Origin of the sequence: Actinospica robiniae DSM 44927 (genome assembly GCF_000504285.1) — a bacterium.
In the GTDB taxonomy this organism is placed as follows: Bacteria; Actinomycetota; Actinomycetes; order Streptomycetales; family Catenulisporaceae; genus Actinospica; species Actinospica robiniae.
Window position 1 is genome coordinate 5,060,681 of sequence record NZ_KI632511.1, and the last position, 16,773, is coordinate 5,077,453.

Annotated in this window: 12 protein-coding genes and 1 pseudogene; all 13 read right to left on the reverse strand. The window is 73.9% G+C overall.

Translation table 11 applies throughout. From position 1 onward, the window contains the following. Positions 1-10: 10 nt before the first annotated feature. Positions 11-1,249 carry a hypothetical protein gene (locus ACTRO_RS47380; RefSeq protein WP_034265611.1) on the reverse strand — a complete coding sequence of 413 codons (1,239 nt, stop codon included), beginning with the start codon at positions 1,247-1,249 and terminating at the stop codon, positions 11-13. Between the two features lie 42 nt (positions 1,250-1,291). Further along, positions 1,292-3,115, reverse strand: a complete 1,824-nt coding sequence (locus ACTRO_RS21380) for an IucA/IucC family protein (RefSeq protein ID WP_051451163.1) — start codon at positions 3,113-3,115, stop codon at positions 1,292-1,294. Beyond that, positions 3,081-4,835 carry a lysine N(6)-hydroxylase/L-ornithine N(5)-oxygenase family protein gene (locus ACTRO_RS21385; protein ID WP_063628048.1) on the reverse strand — a complete coding sequence of 585 codons (1,755 nt, stop codon included), beginning with the start codon at positions 4,833-4,835 and terminating at the stop codon, positions 3,081-3,083. The genes ACTRO_RS21380 and ACTRO_RS21385 overlap by 35 nt, the downstream gene beginning before the upstream one ends. Beyond that, positions 4,832-5,419 carry a GNAT family N-acetyltransferase gene (locus ACTRO_RS21390; RefSeq protein WP_034265614.1) on the reverse strand — a complete coding sequence of 196 codons (588 nt, stop codon included), beginning with the start codon at positions 5,417-5,419 and terminating at the stop codon, positions 4,832-4,834. The genes ACTRO_RS21385 and ACTRO_RS21390 overlap by 4 nt, the downstream gene beginning before the upstream one ends. Then, positions 5,416-7,155, reverse strand: a complete 1,740-nt coding sequence (locus ACTRO_RS21395) for an IucA/IucC family protein (RefSeq protein ID WP_084316443.1) — start codon at positions 7,153-7,155, stop codon at positions 5,416-5,418. Before ACTRO_RS21395 ends, ACTRO_RS21390 begins: the two co-directional genes overlap by 4 nt. Positions 7,156-7,209: 54 nt before the next feature. Beyond that, positions 7,210-8,811: a pyridoxal phosphate-dependent decarboxylase family protein gene (locus ACTRO_RS21400; RefSeq protein WP_051451165.1), complete on the reverse strand. Its 1,602-nt coding sequence runs from the start codon at positions 8,809-8,811 to the stop codon at positions 7,210-7,212. Further along, a complete protein-coding gene (locus tag ACTRO_RS21405) occupies positions 8,808-10,166 on the reverse strand; it encodes a diaminobutyrate--2-oxoglutarate transaminase family protein (RefSeq protein ID WP_034265617.1) in 1,359 nt (452 codons plus the stop codon). Before ACTRO_RS21405 ends, ACTRO_RS21400 begins: the two co-directional genes overlap by 4 nt. Positions 10,167-10,343: 177 nt before the next feature. Next, a complete protein-coding gene (hflX, locus tag ACTRO_RS21410; RefSeq protein WP_034265620.1) occupies positions 10,344-11,774 on the reverse strand; it encodes a GTPase HflX in 1,431 nt (476 codons plus the stop codon). A gap of 397 nt (positions 11,775-12,171) precedes the next feature. Continuing rightward, positions 12,172-12,507 (reverse strand): annotated as a pseudogene (locus tag ACTRO_RS51070) (helix-turn-helix domain-containing protein); the annotation flags it as partial. Positions 12,508-12,914: 407 nt separating this feature from the next. Next, positions 12,915-13,382, reverse strand: a complete 468-nt coding sequence (locus ACTRO_RS21420) for a nicotinamide-nucleotide amidohydrolase family protein (RefSeq protein WP_084317127.1) — start codon at positions 13,380-13,382, stop codon at positions 12,915-12,917. A gap of 71 nt (positions 13,383-13,453) precedes the next feature. Further along, the gene (gene pgsA, locus ACTRO_RS21425) at positions 13,454-14,071 is read right to left on the reverse strand and encodes a CDP-diacylglycerol--glycerol-3-phosphate 3-phosphatidyltransferase (protein WP_051451167.1); all 618 of its coding nucleotides are present in this window, start codon (positions 14,069-14,071) and stop codon (positions 13,454-13,456) included. After that, positions 14,068-15,558 carry a 30S ribosomal protein S12 methylthiotransferase RimO gene (gene rimO, locus ACTRO_RS21430; RefSeq protein ID WP_084316445.1) on the reverse strand — a complete coding sequence of 497 codons (1,491 nt, stop codon included), beginning with the start codon at positions 15,556-15,558 and terminating at the stop codon, positions 14,068-14,070. Before rimO ends, pgsA begins: the two co-directional genes overlap by 4 nt. Positions 15,559-15,627: 69 nt before the next feature. Then, positions 15,628-16,677: a helix-turn-helix domain-containing protein gene (locus tag ACTRO_RS21435; RefSeq protein WP_034265624.1), complete on the reverse strand. Its 1,050-nt coding sequence runs from the start codon at positions 16,675-16,677 to the stop codon at positions 15,628-15,630. Positions 16,678-16,773 lie beyond the last annotated feature (96 nt).

Consider the following 16,773-nt stretch of genomic DNA (forward strand, 5'->3'; position numbering starts at 1 on the left):
GCCGCCCTCGTCAGGTGGTCCCGCCGGCGATGCAGCCGGGGCCGGTGGAAGTCGGGCTCGGCTCCGCGGACTCCTGGGTGAGCAGGTTGCCGGTGGCGTACGGATCCAGCGAGCCGGTCTCGTTCGGGAGCGCGCCGTTGTCGGTGAACTGGGGGTTGACGTAGCCGTCGTACTGGAAGCACTGGTCGTTGGCGAACTGGTCGTGGTAGTTGTCGATCCAGGCCTTGTCCGGGTTCACCTCGTAGCCGGCGTTCGGGTTCACGACCTCGATCTCGACGGTCCGGTGCACCACGACGCGCTGATGGTCCGAGGTGTCGCCGGAGACCGGGGCGACCGCGTAGACGAACGAGTAGTTCGCGGTCAGCTCGACGGCGTCCTTGTGCGAGCCGGCGGCTTCCGACATCGAGCCGGACACCTTCACGGTATGCCCGAGCAGGGTGGTCGTCTTGGGGTTGAAGCGGGTCAGCAGGTCGGTCGGGTCGTTCTGGTAGCTCGGGTGGGCGAGGTCCTTCGTGAGTTGCTTGGCCATTCCGCTGGCCGGGTCGAGCAGCTTCGTATAGTCCGCGGTGGATCCGCCGTCGAGGATCGTGGCGTCGAGGTTGCCGGCGGCCATCACCTTGTACAGGAGCTGGTAGCCGGCGGCCACGTCGCTCTTGCTCACGCCGTTGAGCGCCTTCGCCGTCGGGACGACGAATCCGGCCTCGTTGTTCTTCCAGTCGATCGCCGGGGAGCCGGCGAAGTACGCGTCGTCCGGGTCGGCGTAACTGGGCGACGGGCTCGGCGAGGGGCCGGTGTCGGCCCACGGCGCGGCGGTGCCGGCCGGGGACATGTTCAGCGGTGGCACGGTGCCGTGGCTGTCTTTGCCGGTCGCGTAGAAGCCGGCGCCGAGCAGGCCGACGACCACGACGAGGGCGATCGGCTTGCCTATTCGCCTGCGCCGACGAGACTTGGTCTGCACGCTCTTGTAGCTCTCGCCCCAGGATTCCCCCCGCGCCGAGCCGGCCTTGCTCGACGGCGTCAGCGTGGACGGGCCGTCAGCGCGCCAGGCCACCGGCTTCGGCGGGTTGACCGACCATTCGGCCCGCAACTGCCGGGTGCGGGCCGACTCCTCCTTGGCCGCTTTGCCGCTTACGGCCGAGCCGTCGATCTCAGCCACCATCCGCGCGAAACGCTCGTCCACGGACAGGCCCGCGTCCTCGGGGCCGGGGCCCTCGGACTCCGCCCCGGGCGGGTCTTTGCGATCTGACATCTATTCAATTCTCAATTCGCTGGCTGCCGCGGGCGAAGCGACCTAGCCCGCTAACGGATTCAGGACGCTACCATACGGCTCCACGTGCGGCCGTGTGGAGCGATCCCGATATCCATCGAGCAACAATCGATTGCGATTCAGGCACAGTCGGTCGATCTCCGGGGTGGCGAGATCGAACAGCGCGTAACGCTCGGCGCGCTCGGGGAACCGGGCCCGGTACGCGGCCATCTCGACCCGCACGGCGGCCCAGAAGCGGTCCGAGGGGACGCCGAGGTGCTGCTCGAGCAGGTCCGCGAGGTAGCGGAAATGGCCCACGAACAAGGCCCCGTGCAGGAACTGGCACAGGTACGCGGGCTGCTCGCGCAGCAGCACGGCGGCCGCGTCCTCCGGCAGGGAGGCGAGTTCGGGCAGGTCGACGGCGGCGATGTTGACGTCGTCGACGAAGTCCTTGATGGCCAGGCGGGTCGGGCATTCGTCCTGGTCGAACACGACGACCGCGTTCTCCCCGTGTGGAGAGAACGCCGTGCCGTACGCGTAGAGGAAGTGCAACAGCGGCGGAAGGATCGCGTGCAGCAGCAGCGCAAGCCATTCCGGCGCGGACTTGCCCGAGCGCCCGATCAGTTCCGTCACCAGCGGGCGGCCGTCCGCACCGATCGAGAGCAGCGATGCCAGGGTCCTGGCCCGCTCCCCCGGCTCGAGCGCCGGCGGCAGCGGCTCGCGCCAGATCGCGCCGAGCAGCTCGTGGTACTGATACGGGATGTTCGGCATCCGGTCGAGCACGCCGTGCCGCACCGTCACCGACGCGGTCTCGCCGAGCAGGATCACCCGGCAGTCCGCGGACAGGAACGCGTCCGCCGCGGCCAGGCCCTTGAGCCAGGCGGTCACGGCGGGGGCGGCCAGGGTCCGCTCGGTGGGCAGGCCGCGCCAGACCATCGTGTTGAGGATCGAGAGCGGCAGCTTCACGTGCCGGCGGCCGGGCCGGCTGATGTTGCTGAAGGTGCGGATCGACTGCTGCGGCAGGTAGACGTCGTCGCCCTCGCCGAGGAACACCATCCGGGCGTCGGACAGCTCGGCGCCGAAGAGCGTCTGGACCATCTCATCCCACTGCCACGGGTGCACCGGCAGCCACCAGTACCGGGCCGGGTTGCAGCCGCGCCGGATCAGCTCGGCGCCGAAGCGCACCCGCTCGGCCGGCGAGAGCTCCTCGGTGTAGAGGCGGCGGGCGGTCAGGCCCGGCACGGCGCGGTAGTCGGCCACGTCGTCGCGCACGGCGATCCACATCAGCCGGCCCGGCACCCGCGACTCGGGCGCGTAGAGCTCGGTGTCGGAGACGGAGAAGCCGAGCCGGCCCTTGTTGAACGCGATCCACGGGTGGCCGGTCTGGCAGCCTTCGAGCTCGGCGTAGCCGAAGTCGGCGAGCTCCTTGGCCGAGTGGCGGGCCCGCTCGGCGATGCGCACGTCCGCGGCGAGGGTGGCGGCGAACTCGCGCACGAGGTGGCCGGCCGTGTCGCCGGCCAGGCCCAGGGTGCCCTGGGCGTCGGCGAGGAACTCGAGCGGGTCGGCGGCCGGATGCCCCTCCCGGCGCAGCGATCCGGGCTCGACGAACCAGCACCCGTATGCGCCGCGGCGGGCGCGGAAGGCGTACTCGGTGCGGATGGGCGAGGCGGCCGGGCCGGCCGCCTCGTCGACCGCGGCGTGCACGGTGAGCCGGTACCAGCCGTTCTCGCCGGGGACCGCCTCCGGCGAGATCAGCTCCTCGTAGGCGAACTCGCCGAGGGTCTTGGCCAGCAGGTCCCGGCCGGCCGCGCGGCGCAGCAGGGCCGGGTCGGTCTCAACCGCGATCCGGGGACGCGGGGGCGGCGTCATCGACTCCGGCCGGCGCTGCGCCGGAGTCGGCGAGATCGGCGGGATCGGCGGGGCCGAGCGGGGCGCCGGGGTCGCCGGCGCCGGGCTCGAGGCCGTCGGCTCCGCGGGCCCCGGGCTCGCCGGCGCCGCCGTCGGTCCCGTCGCCTGCCGCTCGCTGCCGTCCTCGGCGCAGGGCCGCGGGACGCAGGGCTCCGGCGACGTCGACGGCGCCGCTGAGGGGGTGGGCTGTGCTGCGGGTACGTCGCTCACGGCGGTCCTCCGGCTGGCTGGGGATCTGCGGTTGGGACGGCTGCGGGGCGGCCGGCCGGTCCGCGGCGGGGCGTTGGGCGTGCCGGGGCCGGCCGGGCGCGGCCGGGGTGGGCCGGATCCCCGGGTCGGCGGCCGCGGCCGCGGCGGGGGTGAAACTGGTGTGCGCGGTGCGGCGGGGCAGCCGGTAGACCTCGCGGCCGGCCACCGCGTTGAGGATCACGGCGGCCCGGAACGCGCCGAGGCCGAGGTCGGGGGTGCCCACGCCGTGCGTGTGCAGCTCGGCGTTCTGGACGTAGAGCCCTGCGTCGGTGCCGGTCAGCGCGACCCGGTGGTCCCGGCCGATCACCGGACGGCCGCGGGAATCGCGCAGCACGAGGGCTTCCATCGGGGCGAGCAGGGTCGGCTGCCGCGGGGCGTAGCCGGTGGCCAGCACGAGCCGCTCGGTGGTGACGGTGCAGGAGCCGCGGCTGCGGGTGTGGACGAGGTCGATCTCGAGGCCCGCCGGGTCGTCTTCGCCCTCGTGCACCCGCCCGCCGACCGCCTCCACGCCCGGCAGCAGCGTCACGCCGGTGGCGTCGAGGCCGTGCGGGTGGGTGCGCCGGTCGAGCTCGGCGCGGATCTCGGCGAGCGTCTCGGCCGAGACGGCCTTGTAGAGCCGGCCCTGGCCGGCCAGCAGCTGGTCCCGGGTCGGCTCGGCGAGGGCGTGGAAGTAGTCGGTGTGCTCCGGGGTGAAGTGTTCGAGGCCGATCTTCGAGTACTCCATCGGCTCGAAGGCGCCCGAGCGGGTCAGCCAGCGCAGCCGGCGGCCCGGCCGGTGCCAGTCGCGCAGCAGGTCCAGCACGATCTCGGCGCCGGACTGGCCGGAGCCGAGCACGGTCACGTCGTCGGCGGCGCGGATCCAGTCGGCCCGGTGCAGGTAGTGCGCGCTGTGCGCGATCAGCGCGCCGCCGTCTGCGCACAGCTCGCGCAGCGCGGCCGGGACCACGGGCTCGGTGCCCAGGCCCAGCACCACGTTCGCGGCCAGCACCGTGCGCGGCGTGCCGTCCGCGGCGTCGAAGCAGACCACGAATCCGTCCCGGCCGTCGGCCAGCCGGGCCTGGCGGACCGCGGTGACCCGGCAGCCGAAGCGGCAGGAGCCGAGGCCGGCCGCGACGTCGCGGCAGTAGGCCTCGTACTCGATCCGGGGCACGTGCCAGGACTCGCCGAAGTAGAACCCGAAGAGCCGCTCGTGCTCGCGCAGCCAGGCCAGGTAGCCGTGCCGGCTGGTCGGGTCGACCAGGCTGACCAGGTCGGCGAGGAAGGGCACCTGCAGGGTGGCGCCGTCCACCATCATCCCGGGGTGCCAGCTGAAACCGGGATTCTCGTCCAGGAACAGGCAGCCGAGGCCGGGCACCGGCTCGGCGAGGGCGGCGAGGGAGAGGTTGAACGGTCCGAGGCCGACCCCGACGAGGTCGTAGAGTTCGGCGCTCAATCCGCCTCCCGCCGGGGTGCGGGCACGCGCAGCATCAAGGTGGCTCGTTTCTCCGGTAGCTCCAGGCTGGCCGCCGCGGTGAACCCGGCGGCGGTGAACGCGCGGATCGAGGCGAGGTTGCGCTCGTCCGGCTCGGCGACGATGCGGCGCGGGGAGCGCGACTGCACGGCGTCCGCGAGCACCCGCAGCATCAGGCTGCCGAGGCCCAGGCCGCGGCAGTCGCCCTCACCGATCAGCAGGTGCACGCCGAGGTCGTCCGGCCGGGCCGGGTAGTGCTCGGAGAGCGGGTCCTCGGCGGCGCGGTAGAGCTCCCAGTAGCCGATCGGGCGGCCGGACAGCCGCGCCAGCATCGGCTCGGTGTGCGGGAGCCCGATCTGCCGGCGCACGTACTCCTCGGTGCGCTCGGGCGGCCCGGCCAGCTCCCAGTAGCGGTCCACCTCCGGGTCGTTCATCCACCGGTGGATCATCGGCAGGTCCCGCTCCGGCTTGACCGGGCTCAGGGTGAACCGGCCGGCCGGGGTGGACAGGTCGTACCACTGGACCGTCGGCGGGGGTGTCGCGGGCGGGGTGGAGGCGGAGGTCATGCGGCCACCCCGCCGGCGCAGGGGTTGGGGATCTCCACGTACACCGACTGGGTGGCCAGCTCGCCGACGAGCTCGTCCAGGCCGGCCGCGCGGGTGAGCAGGTTGCCCTTGCAGCGCAGGGTCGCGGCCGAGGTGATCAGGTCGGTCGGGCGGTGGCCGCGCAGCACGGCGAGCTGCTCGCGGGCGAGGCCGAACAGGTCGCGTTCGGCCGCCAGCCCGGCGCAGCCGAGGGCGCCGACCAGGCCGATCAGGTTGTTGATGCCGACGTAGTAGATCAGCCGCTCGGTGACCACGTCGTCGGCCACGACGGTGGAGCTGGCCCGGCCGAGCTCGGGCTCGCCGGCCAGCTGCGCCAGTTCGGCGATGCGCGAGGCGCGGTAGTAGAACCCTTGGTTGTCCCGGTACCAGCCGGCGCCGGGGAAGCCGTGCTCGTCCAGCTGGATCAGCGTGTTCTGCTGGTGGCCCTCGAGGGTGACGCCGAGTTCGGCGTCCAGCCACAGCATCGGCAGGATCAGCCGTTTGACATAGCGGACGAACCACTCCTCGGCCACCGCGCGCACCGGCCGGTCGGAGCCGGCGGCCAGCGCGCGCAGGTGCGCGGCCAGCTCGTGCGCGGAGCCGTCCGGGGCGATCTCGCCGCGGCCTAGGTCGGTCAGCGCGGCGACGCAGTACACATAGTCGGTCGGCCGGAAAGGCGAGTGGCGGAAGGAGACGTCGAGGCCGCAGATCCCGTCCACGGCCAGGTACGCGGCGTCGGTGAGCATCCGGAAGTCGGGGTGCGCGGCGAGCAGCCGGCTGCCGGCCGAGCCGGCGAACAGGCGGTGCGCCTCGACCCCGCGCACGAGCTCCTTGCGCAGGTTCTCCCGCTTGGAGTTGGTGATGTTCAGGCCCAGCGAGAGCTTGAGCATCACCGGCGCGTCCGGGCGGTAGACCGTGCGCAGCGAGGAGGTGGGGAACCAGCGGGCGCCGGAGCGGCCGCGGTGGCGCAGCCGGCCGTCGGCGAGCAGGTCGCGCACGGCCGGACGGCGCATCAGATCGGCGGCCTGCCAGGGGTGCGCGGGCACGAGCACGCCGTCGTCCGGCAGGGTGCCGCTCAGGAACGCGGACAGGTCCGGCGCGGTCGGGCCGAGCTCGCTCTCCTGCGCGATCAGCTCCCGGTCCACGCTGAACCAGTCGAGCTGGAAGGCGCCGCGCAGCTCGGGGCAGTAGGACGGCTCGGTCAGCCCGTCCCGGCTCTTGGGCGTGGGGTGCAGCGGGTGGCCGGCCAGCAGCGCCTGCTCGGCGGCCAGGAACGGGGTGGTCGGGGCGGCGCCGGGGGCCGCTTCGGCCGGGCCGGGGCGGGCGGCCCGCTCGATCAGGTGCGCCGCGATCCGCTCGGCCGACTCGTCGGCCCGCTCAGCCAGCTGCTCGGCCGCGGCCGCGTGCACCGGGCCCGCCTCGGCCAGGTGCCGGGCCAGCTCGCCCGGGCCGAGTTCGCCGTCCCCGGTCCGGGCCGGGCCGAAGCGGTGCCAGCCGGCCGCGGACCAGTAGCGCACCGGGACGCTCACCCTGACCCGGCCGAAGGTGAGCACCAGCTCGTCGCCGGCCGGGCGGCGCACCCGCTTCTCCCGGATCCAGCAGCGCAGCAGCGTCTCGACGGCCAGCCGGGCGGCCGCCGCGGTCAGCTCCGCGTCGCCCGGCCGGCTCGGCGGGGCGGAGGGGTCTGGCACGGTCTGCGGCTGCGCCACTGGGCTCACGGGCTTTCCTCGGGCGGGAAGGGGTGACGGGGACGGGAGCGGCGGTGTGCGGTGTCAGGTCCCGGGGTGGTCGCGGTCCGCGGCGCTCTGCGCGATCAGGTCGAGCAGGGCGTCGAGTTCGGCCGAGGTGGTCTGCGGGCGCAGCAGGGTCAGTTTGAGCCGCAGCGAGCCCGGGCCGGCCGCGGGCTCGGGCAGCCGGGTGCGGCCGATCACGGCCTTGCCGGCGGCGAGCAGGTCGCGGCGCACCGCGGCGTTGACCCGGTCGGGGTCGCCGCGCCGGGCCCGGTAGCGGAAGAGCACCGTGGTCAGCGCGGGCGGCAGGGCGAGCTCGAACCGGGGGTCGGCTTCGAAGTGGGCTGCGACGTAGGCGGCCTGGCCGAAGCAGCTCTCGATCATCCGGGTGTAGCCGGACCGGCCGTGGTGCCGGCAGGCGGCCAGGATCTTGACCGCGTCGGCCCGGCGGGTGGTGCGCAGCGAGCGGCCGAGCAGGTTCGGGTAGCCCTCCGCCTCGTCGTCGAGATCGCTGAGGTAGGCGACCCGGCGGGCCAGCGGGCCGAGCGCCGTCGGGTCGCGGGTGAGCAGCAGGCCGGCCGGGATGGTCTGCCAGCCGAGCTTGTGCAGGTCCACGCTGGCGCTGTCGGCGAGTTCGAGCCCGGCGAGCATGCTGCGCCGCACGTCCGAGAGCAGCAGCCCGCCGCCGTACGCCGCGTCCACGTGGAACCAGGCGCCGTGGGCGCGCGCGGTCTTCGCGCAGGCCGCCAGCGGGTCGATGGCGCCCGCGTCGGTGGTGCCCGCGGTGGCCACCACGGCCGCGATCCGCTCTCCGCGGGCCGTGACCTCGGCCGCGATCCGGGCGAGCGCGCGCGGGTCGAGCCGGTGGTCGGGTAGCACCGGGACCGGGATGACGGCGCGTTCGCCGAGGCCGAGCTGCGCGGCGGCGCGGGCCAGGGAGAAGTGGCCGAGGGCGGAGGCGAGGATGCGCAGCCGGCCGCACGCGGTCGGGGGCAGGCCGTCGGCGGCCGGCTCGACGCCGAAGCCGCGGCGCACCGCCTCGTCCCGGGCGAGCAGCAGCGCGAGGTGGTTGGACTCGGTGCCGCCGGTGGTGATCGAGCCGGCGCCGGCCGCCCCGAAGGCCAGGGTGCTGAACGCGGCGACGACCTCGTCCTCCATCGCGCTGGGCGCGGCGCTCTGGTCCCACGAGTCCTGCGACGGGCCCAGCACGCCGACCAGCGTGTCCGCGGCCATCGCCACCGGGTCCGGCGGGCAGTGCAGGTGCGCGACGGTGCGCGGATGCGCCGAACGGACCGTCTGTTCGGGCAGGAAGCCGGCCAGCGCGTCGAGCGAGGCCGGACCGAGGCCGAGCTCGGGCAGCACCGGGGTGAACTCCCGGTTCACCCGCTCGGCCAGCGCGGCCGGACCGCCGGGCGGCAGCGGGCGGACCGGGGCGGGCACGAGCGCGCCGAGCATCTGCAGCAGGGCCGAGCCGTCCTGGTGCGGCGCGCCCTCGTCCCCGGCCGGGGCGGGCAGCAGTTCGGCGACGGTGGGAGCCTCGGCGGCGGCGTCCGCGGGCGCCACCGCGCCCGCGTAGGCGGCGGCGGTGGCCAGGACTGACGCCTCGTCGGGCGCGCCCGACTCCGGCTGCGCGGCCCAGTTCATGGCCGCCAGGCGGCGCTCGCCGCCGTGATGGAGTCGAGCACCAGGTCACGCACCTGTTCGGCCTCCAGTTCCGTCATGATCAAAGGGGGTAATAGCCGCAGCACCGCGCCGTGCCGGCCGCCGAGCTCGAGGATCAGTCCGCGCTCGAGCGCCTCCGCGCGCACCCGGCGGGCCAGCCCGGGCGCGGCCGGCCGGGCGCCGAGGGCGTCCGGGGCGGCGTCCTGGTCCACCAGGTCCAGCCCGATCATCAGGCCCCTGCCGCGCACGTCGCCGATCGCGGGCAGGTCCGCGGCCGCGGCGGCGAAGTCCTCGCGCAGCCGGTCGCCGAGCTTGCGGGCGTGCTCGGTGAGGCTGTGCTCGACGATGAAGCGCATGGTCGCGGTGCCGGCCGCCATGGCCAGCTGATGGCCGCGGAAGGTGCCGGTGTGCGCGCCCTCGTCCCAGACGTCGTACTCGGAGCGGTAGACGAGCACCGCCAGCGGCAGGCCGCCGCCGATCGCCTTGGACAGCACCATCATGTCCGGCACCACCTCGGCGTGGTCCACGCCCCACAGCTCGCCGGTGCGGCCGAGGCCGGTCTGCACCTCGTCCGCGATCAGCGGGACCCGGTGCTCGGCGGCGAGCGTGCGCAGCGCCCTCAGCCAGCCGTCCGGGGCCGGGATCACCCCGCCCTCGCCCTGCACCGGCTCGACGATCATGGCGGCCGGCGGGGTCATCCCGCTGCCGGGGTCGTCGAACAGCCGGCGGGCGTGCTCGACCGCGATCCGCTCGCCGGCGATCCCGCCGACGCCGTACGGGCAGCGGTAGTCCTGCGGGAACGGCAGCCGGGTCACGCCCGCGTCCGGCACCCCGGCCACGTTGCGGGCGGCGACGGTGCCGGTGGCGGCCAGAGCGGCCGCGGTCATGCCGTGGTAGGCGCCGGCGAAGGCGACCAGGCCGGAGCGGCCGGTGGCGGCCCGGGCCAGCTTGATCGCGGCCTCCACCCCGTCCGAGCCGGTCGGGCCGCAGAAGTGCAGCTTCGCGTCCTGGGCCAGGCCCGGCGGGAGCAGGCTGAGCAGGGTCTCGGTGAAGGCGTCCTTGACCGGCGTGGCCAGGTCGAGCACGTGCAGCGGGGCGCCGTCGTCGAGGACCCGGCGGATCGCCTGCACCGCCGCCGGGTGGTTGTGGCCGAGCGCGAGCGAGCCGGCGCCGGAGAGGCAGTCGAGGTAGCGGCGCCCGTCGGCGCCGTACACCGTCATGCCCTCGGCCCGGACCGGCACCACCGGCAGATGCCGAGCGTAGCTGCGGGCCGCCGACTCCCTGGCCCGCTGTCTGGCCAGCACTTGGTCGGGATCGCAAAGCTCTTCGACGCTCAAGGCCTGCCCTCACTGACGCATCATCAGAAGATCGTTGTGAGGCTAGCCTTACCCAGTGGCGGTGACCGAGTCAAACCCGCGTCACTACGGCGAGTGACAAATAACAAGAGCACCACTGAATGGACCGGCCCGCGATCATGGCGATCGCGGGCCGGGTGGAGCGGGAATGCCGATGCCCTAGTTGAGGAACTCGCCCATCGCGGCGTGCAGCTGGGCGTCCACCCGGGCCAGCACCCGGGTGCCGGTCTCCAGGTGCGTCTCGCTCAGCAGCTCGCCGTGCTCGTGGATCCGGGAGAGCAGGTCGCCGCGGCCGTACGGGATCACCGCGTCCACCTCGAACTCGGGGCGGGGCAGGTCTGCCTCGATCGCGGCCAGCAGCCCCTCGATGCCCTCGCCGGTGCGGGCCGAGACCAGCACCGAGTGCGGCTCGCGCCGGCGCAGCCGGGCCACCGTGTCCGGGTCGGCCGCGTCGGCCTTGTTGAACACCACGATCTCCGGCACGTCGGCCGCGCCGATCTCCTGCAGCACCTCGCGCACGGCGGCGAGCTGGCCCTCGGGGTCGGGGTCGGAGATGTCCACCACGTGCAGGATCAGGTCCGCCTCGATGACCTCCTCGAGGGTCGAGCGGAACGCCTCCACCAGCAGGTGCGGCAGGTGCCGGACGAACCCGACGGTGTCCGCGACGGTGTAGCCGCGCCCGCCGGCCGTCTCGGTCCGGCGCACGGTCGGGTCGAGGGTGGCGAACAGGGCGTCCTCCACCAGCACGCCCGCCCCGGTGATCCGGTTGAGCAGCGAGGACTTGCCGGCGTTGGTGTAGCCGGCGATGGCGACCGAGGGCACCGCGTTGCGCCGGCGCTCGTGCCGCTTCGCGTCACGGCCCTTGCCCAGGTCCGCGATCTCCCGGCGCATCTTGGCCATCTTCTCGCGGATCCGGCGGCGGTCCAGCTCGATCTTCGTCTCACCGGGACCGCGGGTGGCGATGCCGCCGCCCCCGGCCGTGCCGCCGCCGCCCATCTGGCGGGAGAGCGACTGGCCCCAGCCGCGCAGCCTCGGCAGCATGTACTGCATCTGGGCCAGCGCGACCTGCGCCTTGCCCTCCTTGGACTTGGCGTGCTGGGCGAAGATGTCGAGGATCAGCGCGGTCCGGTCGACCACCTTGACCTTGACCACGTCCTCGAGGTGGATCAGCTGGGCCGGGGTGAGCTCTCCGTCGCAGATCACGGTGTCCGCACCGGTCTCGGCGACGATGTCGCGCAGCTCTTTGGCCTTGCCCGAGCCGATGTAGGTGGCCGGGTCGGGCAGGTCGCGGCGCTGGGTGACGCCCTCGAGCACCTCCGAGCCCGCGGTCTCGGCCAGCGCGGCCAGCTCGCGCAGCGACGCGTCCGCGTCGGCGGCGGTGCCGGAGGTCCACACGCCGACCAGCACCACGCGCTCGAGGCGCAGTTGCCGGTACTCGACCTCGGTGACGTCCTGAAGTTCGGTGGACAGGCCCGCGACACGCCGCAGGGATTGCCGATCGGCAAGGTCGAACTGCTCGCCGTCGTAGTCGTTCCCCGCAGCGTTCCGGATCTGGTACTCGGAATCGACTTCGTAACGGGAGTTGGTCATCTGTGCCTTTCAGCTTCGGTGTCTGTGTGCCGCGGCCGTCACCGAAGTGATCGGACGGTTCCGCGTCCCTGCGATGGTGACACGCCCGAGACGGGCGCGGCACGTCGTTTTCCGGCGCGCACGCGACACGGCCTCGCCCCGCGAGCTGCGCGGGACGAGGCCGTGGTCGGATCTGTGGGGCTGACGTTCAGCGCAGTGCCAGCTGGGGGACCTGGCCGCCGCCCACCGGCAGGCCGCCGGCGGTCAGACCGCCCGGTAGCACGACAGGGTAGGCGAGCAGGTTCGGTGTGCCGGTCATGGCGCCGACACCCGCGGCCGCGGGCACCCGGCGGGTGACCGGACGGGCCGCCGGACGCGTCCCGGGGCGCACGGCCCCGCGCGGCACCGGCTTGGCCAGCGGCATGCTCTTGACGGCACCGGAACCGGCCGCGGCACCCACTCGCGCGGTGGGCACCGGCGCGGCCACGCCGATGCGCTCGGATTCGAGCTGGGCTGCCAGCTCCGCCGCGGCGAGTTCGATGGAGACCTCGCGCAGCACTTCGGAAAGGCGGGCCTGCAGGGCGTCGCAGATCGCCGCGAGCAGCTCCGAGGACGGCTCCTTCTGGCCGCGCTCGATCTCGGAGAGGTACCCGGGCGAGATTCTCGCCGCGGCGGCCAGCTGCCGCAGGGTACGGCCTTCGTCCTGGCGCTTGCGCCGCAGCACATCGCCGAGCAGGCGACGGATCAGGATCATGGCGTCGCTCCCTCCCTCTCGTGAACTCGTCGTCGGTCATTCGGCGGTTGCCCGTTCCTCGCGCGCTCTCGCACGCGGTGATCGGACCACCGGCGTCACGCGGAGCGGCTTTCGGCCACCGTACCCGCTCCAGGTCCGGTATTCACCGGCCGGAGGAAAATTTCTTTCGTCCTCCGCCGCCGCCCTGCTCCTCCGGGGTGGACACCGACGAGGTGTCCGCCCTCGTGGGCGCCGTGCCGATCCCGTCGTCCCGCACGCTCCGCCCACATCCTGCAACGGCCCGGACCCCGGGATGATTCCCTCGGGCACCGGTGGCCTCGCCGGCGGGCGCGCCGGTCTGCTTACTCTAAGACGTGCCACGGACGCTACCGGTTCATGCGCGAGCCGGGAAATCTTTTGTCTAGGCGTTACCCTGCGGCCCACGATGTGAGATGCGCCACCGCATGCGCAAGCGCCAGCCGGGTCGTCTCCCGTTGGATCGCGGCCCGATCGCCCGCCAGCCGGGCCGGCACCACCAGCACCTGGTCCGGGTCCGGGCCGACCACCGCTACGAAGACGGTGCCCACGGGCTTGCCGTCCTGCTCGTCCGGACCGGCCACACCGGTCGTGGCGACGCCCACGTCCGCACCGCACACCCGGCGCACGCCCGCGGCCATCTGCCGGGCCACCTCCGGGTCGACCGCGCCGGCCCGGCTCAGCAGGCCGGCGTCCACGCCGAGCACGCTCGCCTTCAGGTCGGTGGCATAGGCGGTGACCGAACCGCGCAGCACGGCCGAGGCACCCGGGACGGCGGTGAGCGCGGCGGCCACCCGGCCGCCGGTGAGCGACTCGGCCACGGCCACCGTCAGCCGGGCCCGGCGGGCCGCGGCCAGCAGCTGGAAGGCCGGATCCTCCCGGCTCCCCGGCTCCGGCTCCGTCTGCTCGGGCTCCCGGCCCGGCTGCCCGGTCACCGGTGTCCCGTTCCGGCGCGCAGCCGCACGGCCCGCGCCACGTAGTCGAGTCCGGTGCCGACCGTCAGCGCCAGCGCGGCGGCCATCACCACCGTGGCGCTCCACTGCAGCCAGGCCACACCGCCGAGCGGCAGCACGTAGAGGAAGATCGCCAGCGACTGGAGCACCGTCTTGAGCTTGCCGCCCGGGCTCGCCGCTATCACCCCGTAGCGGATCACCCAGAACCGCATGAGCGTGATGCCGATCTCGCGCACCAGGATGACCACGGTCACCCACCACCACAGCTCGTGCAGCAGGCTCAGGCAGATCAGCGCCGCGCCGATCAGCGCCTTGTCCGCGATCGGGTCCGCGATCTTGCCGAAGTCGGTGATCAGGTTGTGCTTGCGGGCCAGCTGGCCGTCCAGCCGGTCGGTGGCCGAGGCGAGGAAGAAGACCGCCGCGGCGATCAGCCGCCACAGCGTGCTGTGCCCGCCGTCGTGCATGAGCGCCGCGACGAACAGCGGCACCAGCACGATCCGCACGATGGTGAGGATGTTGGCGATGTTCAGCAGCGGCACCGGCGGCGGCGCCGGGTGGGCGGCCGGCTCCAGGCGGCGCTCGGCCGGGGTGGTCAACGGCGGCCCGTCGCGGCGTCGCCGACGGGCTTGGCGAACAGGTCCACGCCCTCGCTGCCCACCACCACGGCGTCGACGAACTCGCCGACCCGGAAGCGGTACTCGGCGCCCTCGATGCGCACCGAGCCGTCCACTTCCGGACCCTGGTGCCCGGCGCGCCCCTCGGCGAAGTCCGGCTCGACCTCCTCGACCAGCACCCGCACCTGCTCGCCGATCCGCTCCGCGGCCCGCCCGGCGACGAGGTCGTCGGCCAGGTCGGCCAGCTCCGCGGCCCGCTCGTCGATCAGGTCCTGGTCGAGCTTGTCGGCGAAGGTGGCCGCCTCGGTGCCGTCCTCGTCCGAGTAGCCGAAGACGCCGATGGCGTCCAGCCGGGCCTCGGTCAGGAAGCGCTCGAGCTCGGCGTAGTCCTCCTCGGTCTCGCCGGGGAAGCCGACGATGAAGTTGGACCGCGCCCCGGCCGCCGGCACCTGCTCCCGGACCGAGGCCAGCAGCTCCAGGAACCGGTCGGTGTCGCCGAAGCGGCGCATCCGCCGCAGCACGCCGGGGGCGCTGTGCTGGAACGAGAGGTCGAAGTAGGGCACCACCTTGGGCGTGGTGGCCAACGCGGTGATGAGGCTGGGGCGCAGCTCGGCCGGCTGCAGGTAGGAGACCCGGATCCACTCCAGCGCGTCGATCGCGGCCAGTTCCGGCAGCAGCGTCTCGAGCAGGCGCAGGTCGCCGAGGTCCTTGCCGTACGAGGTGGAGTTCTCACTGACCAGCACGACCTCGCGCACGCCCTGGTCGGCCAGCCAGCGGGCTTCGGCCAGGATGTCGGCGGGGCGGCGGGAGAGGAACGCGCCGCGGAACGAGGGGATGGCGCAGAACGAGCAGCGCCGGTCGCAGCCGGAGGCGAGCTTGAGCGGCGCCGAGGGGCCGTCGCCCAGTCGCTGCCGCGGGACGCGCGGGCCGGAGGCCGGTGCGACGCCTTCGGGTAGATCGGACACCGCGACTGCCGGGACGGCCGCCTGGCGCTCGACCGGGGTGAGCGGCAGCAGCCTGCGGCGGTCGGACGGGACGTGTGCCTCGATGTGGCCGCCGCCGAGGATGGTGCGCAGCCGGTCGCCGATGTTCTGGTAGGAGTCGAAGCCGAGCACCGCGTCGGCCTCGGGCAGCTCGTCGGCCAGCTGCTTGCCGTAGCGCTCGGCCAGGCAGCCGACCGCGACCACGGCCTTGGTCGCGCCGCCCCGGCCCTTGAGGTCGGAGGCGGCGAGCAGGGTGTCGATCGAGTCCTTCTTCGCGGCGTCGACGAAGCCGCAGGTGTTCACGACGGCGATCTCGGCGTCTTCGGCCTCGTCCACCAGCACGAACCCGTCCGCGGCGAGCCGGCCGGCCAGCTCCTCGGAGTCGACGTCGTTGCGGGCGCAGCCGAGCGTGATCAGAGCGACCTTGTGCGGCGCGGGCGTCGCTTCGTCAGGCAGCGTGGACGGCGGGGTGGTGGAGCTGGGCATAGGACAAGACTATCCGGACAACGCGGGACGACGCTCACACGCCGTCGCCCGCAGACGCGCACGCGGGCCTCAGAGCTGTCCGGCGGGCCCGAAGCTCGCCGTCACCACTTGCCCTTCGGTGCCCGCGACCGGCAGTGCCTTGCCGTTGAGCTGGATCGCCACCCCGGCCGCGTCGCCGAGCGTGACGTCGAGGCGCGAGGTGTCGGTGAACTCCTTGGTCTGCCCGGCGGCGAGCACATCCCAGTACAGCTGCTGCCCGGCGGCGTTGGTCACCCCGACCCACACCGGCGCGGACTTGACCGTGATCTTCAGGTCGACCGGGGCTTTGGGCGCGGGCGCGACGGACGGGGCAGTGCTAGGCGCCTTGTTGGTGAGCATCTGCGTCTGCGGCTGCGCAGCCCGGGCGGCGTTGGCCGCGCCGGCGTCCGAGCTGTTGTTCGGCCACAGCTGCACGGCCGCGACCAGACCGACCGCGCCGACCGCGCCGAGCAGGGCCAGCGACCAGTTCGGGCCGGACTTCGTCGGGACCTTCGAACCGCCCATGAACGCCGCGGGCGTCTGGTTCTGCGCCGCGCCCTCGGCCGCGACCGGGTCCACCAGCCGCGCCGCCGAACCCGAGTCGGCGTCGGTGTAGTCGAGCCGGCGCGGCTGCCTGAGCACGGGCAGCTCCGGCGGCGGCGTCGCGCCGGACATCGGCACCAGCGAGGGCACCGCGCCGGGCACGATCGTGGGCAGCACCGCGCGGGCCCGGTTGGTCGCGGCCTGCCGCTTGTCCCTGCGCTCCGAGCCGAGCGGCCGGGCCGGGCGGGCGACCGGGGCCGCGGTGCGCGGCTTGCGCAGGTCGCGCTTGGTCAGCGGGGGCAGGTGCACCGTGCCGTACATCTCCAGCAGCGGCTCCGGATCGAGTCCGACCGCCTGGGCGTACGCGCGGATGTGGCCGCGCGCGTAGACGTCGCCGCCGCACTGCGCGAACTGGCCCGCCTCCACCCGGCGCAGCGTCTCCGGGGTGATCCGGGTCGCCTGCCCGACCTCGTACGCGGTCAGCCCGCGGTCGATCCGGGCCCGCAGCAACAGTTCCCCGATCGCCCGGTGTCCTGAGTAGTCCTGCTGCTGCGTCATGCCGCCGCCTCCCGTGTGAGTATCCGGACACGCCGGGTCCGGCCGAGCCGGACCGCCGGGCTCCGGACCCGTTTATCTGCTTGCCTTACCGGTTCG

What these genes read in the sequence shown, in the direction of transcription:
- hflX (WP_034265620.1), bottom strand. Translation starts at nt 11,774, where the DNA reads ATGACCAACTCCCGTTACGAAGTCGATTCCGAGTACCAGATCCGGAAC.
- ACTRO_RS21435 (WP_034265624.1), bottom strand. Translation starts at nt 16,677, where the DNA reads ATGACGCAGCAGCAGGACTACTCAGGACACCGGGCGATCGGGGAACTG.
- ACTRO_RS21380 (WP_051451163.1), bottom strand. Translation starts at nt 3,115, where the DNA reads ATGACGCCGCCCCCGCGTCCCCGGATCGCGGTTGAGACCGACCCGGCC.
- ACTRO_RS21390 (WP_034265614.1), bottom strand. Translation starts at nt 5,419, where the DNA reads ATGACCTCCGCCTCCACCCCGCCCGCGACACCCCCGCCGACGGTCCAG.
- ACTRO_RS47380 (WP_034265611.1), bottom strand. Translation starts at nt 1,249, where the DNA reads ATGTCAGATCGCAAAGACCCGCCCGGGGCGGAGTCCGAGGGCCCCGGC.
- ACTRO_RS21400 (WP_051451165.1), bottom strand. Translation starts at nt 8,811, where the DNA reads ATGAACTGGGCCGCGCAGCCGGAGTCGGGCGCGCCCGACGAGGCGTCA.
- rimO (WP_084316445.1), bottom strand. Translation starts at nt 15,558, where the DNA reads ATGCCCAGCTCCACCACCCCGCCGTCCACGCTGCCTGACGAAGCGACG.